At 36.9% G+C, this 6,931-nt stretch carries 6 protein-coding genes; 4 read left to right on the forward strand and 2 right to left on the reverse strand.

The window, feature by feature from the left end:
• The first annotated feature begins 195 nt into the window (after nt 1-195).
• Nucleotides 196-816 carry a TrkA C-terminal domain-containing protein gene (locus V7659_RS14370; protein WP_335540583.1) on the forward strand — a complete coding sequence of 207 codons (621 nt, stop codon included), beginning with the start codon at nt 196-198 and terminating at the stop codon, nt 814-816.
• 52 nt (nt 817-868) lie between these two features.
• Here V7659_RS14370 and V7659_RS14375 read toward each other — a convergent pair whose 3' ends face one another.
• Both V7659_RS14375 and V7659_RS14380 read right to left on the reverse strand, forming a co-directional pair.
• Nucleotides 869-2,428, reverse strand: coding sequence for an ABC transporter permease/substrate-binding protein (locus V7659_RS14375; protein ID WP_335540584.1), 1,560 nt, complete (start codon nt 2,426-2,428; stop codon nt 869-871).
• On the reverse strand, nt 2,428-3,552 hold the full coding sequence (locus tag V7659_RS14380; RefSeq protein ID WP_335540585.1) for an ABC transporter ATP-binding protein: 1,125 nt from the start codon (nt 3,550-3,552) through the stop codon (nt 2,428-2,430). Before V7659_RS14380 ends, V7659_RS14375 begins: the two co-directional genes overlap by 1 nt.
• 168 nt (nt 3,553-3,720) lie before the next feature.
• Between V7659_RS14380 and V7659_RS14385 the strand changes: the two genes are divergently transcribed.
• The 3 genes from V7659_RS14385 to V7659_RS14395 all read left to right on the forward strand — a co-directional run.
• Nucleotides 3,721-4,392: a response regulator transcription factor gene (locus V7659_RS14385; protein ID WP_335540586.1), complete on the forward strand. Its 672-nt coding sequence runs from the start codon at nt 3,721-3,723 to the stop codon at nt 4,390-4,392.
• Between the two features lie 3 nt (nt 4,393-4,395).
• Nucleotides 4,396-5,781: a sensor histidine kinase gene (locus tag V7659_RS14390; protein ID WP_335540587.1), complete on the forward strand. Its 1,386-nt coding sequence runs from the start codon at nt 4,396-4,398 to the stop codon at nt 5,779-5,781.
• A 71-nt stretch (nt 5,782-5,852) separates the two neighbouring features.
• A partial coding sequence (locus V7659_RS14395) for an ABC transporter permease (protein WP_335540588.1) occupies nt 5,853-6,931 on the forward strand: 1,079 nt, incomplete at its 3' end.

Raw genomic sequence — 6,931 nt, forward strand, 5'->3', positions numbered from 1 at the left:
AAAATGATAAGTATTTTCCGTTTCAATGACTCACCTCATTAATCATGGTTCATTACAATTATATCCAATAAAAATAAATGAAATCACTCAGATAATTTTGTATGGAAAACTCGCATAGGCACATACAAAAGAGTATATTGGAAAGGTAATACAATGTTGGAATAGACCAAGATAAAGATGGCGGCGGAGGATGTTATGCAAAAGGCACAAATACCGACTTACGAGCGAATTGCTATAGATTTAGCAAATAGAATATATGATGGGAAATTTAAGGTAGGAGAAAAAATTCATGGGAGATCGACCTTAGCAAGTGAATATAAGGTTTCTCCTGAAACTATCCGAAGAGCAATAAAGATTTTAGAAGATGTCGAGATTGTTCACTCCACAAAAGGTAGTGGAATTGTTATTTCTTCTCGTGAGAATGCTTATAAATATATTCAACGGTTTTCAAATCTCGCAAGCATTAAGGATCTTGAAAAGCAAATGAACTCTCTTATTTCTGAAAGAGACAAGCTCGATGAACAGCTCTTTGATACACTCCGAAAAATTATGGACTACTCAGGAAAGCTACGTCATACGAACCCACTGGCACCCATCGAGGTAGAGGTATTTTCGGATTGTATTCATATTGGAAAAACCATTTCGGAAGTGAAGTTTTGGCAAAATACCGGGGGAACTGTTATCGGGATGAAACGAAAGGGAGAATTAATTATTTCACCAGGCCCCTATGCATTAATACAAGAAGGGGATATCCTGCTTGTCATTGGTGCAGATGAAACATATGACCGAGTCCTTCATTTTATGGAGGAGGAGTAAGAAGAAGTTGCAAAAAAGCCGGTTTTTTTAGGACCGGCTTTTTCTTCATGCACTATTTTTCTAATAAACCTTCACTTTCTAAAAACTCCTTAGCGACTTTGGCTGGAGACTGTTTAAGACTGTCGACCTTATAATTCAGTTTTCGCATTTTTTCATCCGTTAACTTACCTGCCAAGGAGTTTATCACTTTTTCTAGTTCTGGGTGTTCCTTTAACGTTTCCTCTTTTAACATCGGGACCGCATAATAAGGCGGGAAGAAATTTTTATCATCCTCTAATACCTTTAAGTGGAACGCTTCAAGTAAGCCATCCGTTGAAAAGGCATCGATGACATCACTCTTATGGTTGGATAATGCCGTATAGCGCAACCCGCCATCAACGGGTTTCACCTCTTTAAATTTCATATTATACGTTTTTGTAAGTCCGATTAAGCCATCCTCACGATTTGGAAATTCGATGGTCGGACCCATGGTTAATCCACTGCTGACTTTGGCTAAATCCGATATCGTCTTTAAGCCAAATTCTTTTGCTGTATCTTGACGAACAGCTAAGGCATAAGTGTTATTAAATCCAATCGGTTTTAATAATTCAAAACCATATTTTTGCTTAAATTCCTTCTGGACAATATTGTAGACTTTGTCCGGATCACTTTGGGGCGGCTGATTTAATATATTTACTAACCCTGTCCCTGTGTACTCTACATACATATCAATGTCCCCATTTTTAAGGGCGCTGAAAGCTACCTGACTTCCGCCAAGATTTAATTTTCTCTCTACTTGTATATCAGTCTTATTTTCTATTAAATCCGCAAGCATATTCCCTAATATTAATTGTTCACTGAAATTTTTAGAACCGATCACAATTTTATCCTCAGCGTTCACCTTAGAATATACAGTAAAAGCACCGGCAATTATGATGACAATACTTGCAAAACTAATCATTATTTTTTTAGTGGTTTTCCCTGTCTTTTTTGCTGAAGTTTGTTTGCTAGTATAGGAAAGTGATGTTTCGAGTTTTCCTACGATAAAATCAATAACTAGGGCAAGGATACATGCAGGAATAGCCCCAGCTAAAATCATATAATTATCGACCGTTTGCACACCGGAGAAAACGAGATATCCTAGTCCGCCAGCACCAATGAAGGCAGCAATTGTCATTAATCCAACAGCGGTAACCGCTGAAATTCTGATACCCGCCATAATCATCGGGAAGGCTAGTGGTAACTGAACCTTTCTCATCGTTTGACTCTTGGTCAGACCGATACCTCTGGCGGCTTCCAGAATATCCCCATCAATATTCGTTAAACCTGTATACGTGTTTTTGACAATAGGAAGCAATGAATAAAGAACGACCATAATTATCGCTGGAGTACTGCCAATCCCAACGAATGGAATAAGAAATCCAAGTAAGGCCAAACTAGGTACTGCTTGAATCACATTGGTTGTTCCAATTATCGGTTTTGCAAGTTTTTGCTCTCTAGAGATTAATATACCGAGCGGGATCCCGATAATAATCGCTACTAGGACAGAAATTACGCTTAAGTAAAGATGCTGGCCCAGTAGACTGAATACTTGCTCATAGTTTGTGGTTAAATAGTTCATAAATCCACTCATTAAAAGGCCACCTCCAAGTCGATTAACTGGCTGCTTAATGCAGAAAGAATACTACTTCTAGTAATAAGTCCAATCAGTTGGTTATGACTATTCACAACAGGGACATAACCAATTTTATGCTCATTCATTGTTGCTAAAACTGATATTAAATTGGCATCCTGTGAAACCGAAAGGACATTTTGTTCCATTACCTTTTCAATTGAGGTTGTTCGATTGAGCAATTGGATGCTCTTTAATGTCACCAATCCTTTAAGGACATTATTTTTATCTGTAACCATTAGGCTGTCGACCTTTTGGTCCTTCATTATTTCAATCGCCTGTAGCACCGTGCGCATTGAGGTGATCTTAACAGGATTAGGGATCATGATATCCTCAGCCATTAATAATTCAGGATTGTTCCAAACCCGTCTTTTGCCAATAAAGTCTTCAACAAAGTCATTGGCAGGATTCTTTAGAATATTTTCTGGGGTATCATATTGAAGAATATCCCCGTCTTTTAAAATACAAATCTTATCCGCTATTTTAATAGCTTCATCCATATCATGGGTAACAAAGATAATCGTCTTATTTAATTCTTTTTGCATTTGGAATAGTTCATCTTGTAGGGAGCTTCTTGTGACAGGATCTAATGCGCTAAATGGTTCATCCATTAAAATAATATCGGAGTTGGTTGAGAAAGCTCTTGCCACGCCAATTCTTTGCTGCTGTCCACCGCTTAATTCTTTGGGATACCGATGCAAGTATTCCTTAGGGTCTAAACCGACCAATTCAAGCAGTTCGCCCGTTTTAGTGGCAATTGAAGCTGGATCTTCCCCTTTAAGTTTTGGAATTAACTCTAAATTTTCTTTAATGGACATATGTGGAAATAAACCAGTATTTTGGATGACATAACCAATATTTCGGCGCAGTTCAATTGGATTCATGGTTGAAATATCCGTCCCATTGACAAAAATTTTGCCGGAAGTTGGTTGTATCAATTTGTTTATCATCTTCAGTAAGGTAGTTTTCCCACAACCACTGGGTCCGATGAAAACGACCAGTTGACCTGCCTCAATTTCCAATGAAAATGGTTTAATAATTGGTTTTGATCGATACTTCTTAACTATATTTTTAAACTCTATCAATTTCATTCCCCCTTGTAATAAATTGGTGCTGATTAAATGCAACAACTTAATGGTAACATAAAAGTTGTTTCTTTGTCTAATCAAGATCGATTTTGCTTCTTTCCAATTAAAGAGCCTTTAAGTACAATGAGGTGAGGAAAATAGCGCTATGAGTAAGCAGGTGATGAGATGAAAAAAATTTTAATTGTTGATGATGATGAATATATCCGCAATCTTGTAACAAGTTTGCTGATGAGAGAGGGATTTAAAACAATCGCAGCGGAAAATGGGTTAGTTGCACTTAATTTATTACAAAAAGAGCTATGTGATTTGGCGATTGTAGATATCATGATGCCAGTCATGAATGGGTACCTATTAACAACTGAAATTCGAAAAGAGTATGATATTCCGATTATCTTATTAACAGCCAAAAGCCAGATTGAAGATAAGGAGAAGGGATTTGAATCAGGCACGGATGATTACTTAATAAAACCCTTTGAACCCAAAGAATTAATATTTAGAGTCAATGCCCTTTTAAGAAGATATGGAAAATCTGGTGAAGCGAATATTAAAGTTGGTACTTTATACATAAATAAAAAAAGCTATGAGATTAAAATCAATAATAAGACCTTTATGCTCCCGTTAAAGGAATTTGATCTTTTAACCTTTCTAGCTACGCATCCTAATCAAGTGTTTAGTCGTGGTCACTTGATTGAAAAAATATGGGGTCATGATTTTGAAGGGGATGAAAGAACCGTGGATGTCCATATCAAACGGTTACGCGAAAGGTTTGCGAATATTGCCGAGGATTTTACCATTAAAACGATTAGAGGGGTAGGATATTCCCTGGAGGTTCTTTAACTAATGATCATGAAATCTTTGTATAGTAAATTCGCTTTTATTACGATTATGATTATGGTTTTCAGCGGAGTTATTTCTTTTTTTCTTTCCAATGCTTATTACCAAATCAAATTGAAACAGCAAAATGATGAGAAAATCATGAATTTTGCCTATGAAATAGCTTACTTTGCTAGTAAGCACCCTTTGATTAGTCTACAGGACTATTTTGACCATATCGGTACGATTGGTTACCAAATACTTTTGGTCAATAATGAAGGGGATAAGCATTATTTTGGCTCGTCGTTTAGAGAAAAAAATTTACAAGCAGATATTCCAGAAAAAGTTTTAGATGGCGAGGTTTATCATGGGATTCGGAATTTTCCTCATAAAACCTTTGTAACCGGATTTTTTGCAAACGAATTAAAAAACTCAGTCGGTGTCCCTTTTAAGTATAAAGGTGAAGAATATGCCATTTTTATCAGGCCAGATATTAAGCTTATGTTTAACGAGATGCATATTCTTTTTGGGTGGCTGCTAATCATTTCAATTTTATTAAGCGTTATATTGGTTCTTATTAGTACCAAATTTTTAGTCAATCCAATAAGAAAGCTTAATTACGCAACGAGAGCAATTGCGGAAGGAAATTTCTCCATCAAGTTGGATATTACGCGCAGCGATGAACTTGGAAATTTAGCCATCAGTTTTATGAGGATGACGGAAAAATTAGCAAAAGTAGATTCGTTAAGAAAAGAACTAATTTCTAATATTTCTCATGATATCCAATCACCACTAACCAATATTAAAGGGTATTTAAACTTATTGGAAAATAGCGACAAAAGTGAGCAAGAAGAGCAACAATACTTACGCGTGGTTCAATTCGAGGTAGACCGACTCTCCAGGATGACAAAACAGCTATTACTTCTATCCACTATTGAAATTAAAAAGGATTTAATGGAGGTTAGTCCCGTAGATATTGCAGGACAGCTCAAAGCTGTTATTCATCAATACGAATGGAGTACCTTAGAAAAAGGAATAATGATGAGTTACTCACTCTCTGATGCCACGGTTAAAGGCGACCCAGCATTGTTATATTCTGTCTGGGAAAATCTGCTGACGAATGCGATTAAGTATAATCGTGAAAACGGTACAATTGATATTGAATTGACTGAAACGGATGTAGAAGTTGTCGTGGTTATTAAGGATTCAGGAGTGGGATTAAGTCAAAAGGAAATAGAAAGAATTTTTGACCGTTTTTACCGGGCGGATGCCTCTAGAGCACGGTCAGTTGAAGGGACAGGATTAGGCTTATCAATCGTCAAATCCATCGTTGATTTGCACCATGGAAAAATCGATTTAGAAAGCATAGAAGGGAAAGGGACTACTTTTACTGTGCTCCTTCCCAAATTGTAAAGTAACGTTCATCTTCCGTTCATATTCGAACAGTATTCTGTTTGTGAAATGAAAGGGAAGGTGAATTTTTTATGTTCTCATTACCATTTAAGGAAATGACATTTTTTAAAGTGAGATATTTGTTAATCAGTTTTATTCTCTTTTTTGTAGCGATACTTGTTTTTGTCATTAGTGGACTTGCCAATGGCTTGTCGATGAACAATGCTTCTTCGATCATTAACATGCCGGCACACTCTTTTTTCCTACAAAAAAGTGCAGAGGGGCGCATTGATCGGTCGCATTTAACGGTGGATATAGAGAAATTAACAGCAAAAAGTGAGGCTCAGCCAATTGGTGTTCAAATGGGAGCTATTTCTAGAGTGAATTCAGAAAACAGACTAGATGTTACCTTTATCGCCGTACAGCCTGGCAGCTTCTTAGAACCGGAAAGAAGGGATGGAAAGAGTTTAGAAAGTGGCAGGGGATATTCTGTCTTACTAGACCGCTCGTTATCTGGAACAATTAAGATTGGAATGACCGTAAAAGATGCACGAAGCGGAATAAGCTTAAACGTAGTTGGATTCCTTGATGATCAAACTTTTAGCCATACACCAGTTGCGCTTATTTCCCTTGACACTTGGGAAGAGCTCGCTGGAGGCCCAAACAAACGTGAATATAACGGCATTGCCATAAACAAATCTGATTTAGGATTGGAAAAAAACATTTCTAGCTTAATTAAAAATGGGGAATGGGTAGAAAAGGATCAAGTGGTTAAGGGTATTCCTGGGTATACGGCTGAACAAAATTCGCTTTATATGATGTTATCTTTTTTAATAGTGATTGCTGTTTTTGTTTTAGCCGCATTCTTTTATATTATGACCATACAAAAAACGGCACAGTTTGGCATCTTGAAAGCCATCGGTGCTAAATCGAGTCAATTGGTCAAATCAACTATCTTTCAGGTTATTATGTTAACCATTGTTAGTATTGCTGCAGCTATTGCCTTTACTAAGGGCTTTATGTCTATACTTCCCGATGATATCCCGTTTATTTTCGATTTGGTGGATATCGGTAAATTCTCGGGGTTATTATTTCTTGTGTCGGTATTCGGCTCATTATTATCAGTATTTAATATTGTGAAGGCCGATCCAATTCAAGCAATGGGGAGAGT

It is taken from the genome of Neobacillus drentensis (genome assembly GCF_036966985.1).
In the GTDB taxonomy this organism is placed as follows: domain Bacteria; phylum Bacillota; class Bacilli; order Bacillales; family Cytobacillaceae; genus Neobacillus; species Neobacillus drentensis_E.

Excerpts from the sequence above, each read along its gene's own strand:
- V7659_RS14390 (WP_335540587.1), top strand. The coding sequence starts at position 4,396 with ATGATCATGAAATCTTTGTATAGTAAATTCGCTTTTATTACGATTATG.
- V7659_RS14385 (WP_335540586.1), top strand. The coding sequence starts at position 3,721 with ATGAAAAAAATTTTAATTGTTGATGATGATGAATATATCCGCAATCTT.
- V7659_RS14370 (WP_335540583.1), top strand. The coding sequence starts at position 196 with ATGCAAAAGGCACAAATACCGACTTACGAGCGAATTGCTATAGATTTA.
- V7659_RS14375 (WP_335540584.1), bottom strand. The coding sequence starts at position 2,428 with ATGAGTGGATTTATGAACTATTTAACCACAAACTATGAGCAAGTATTC.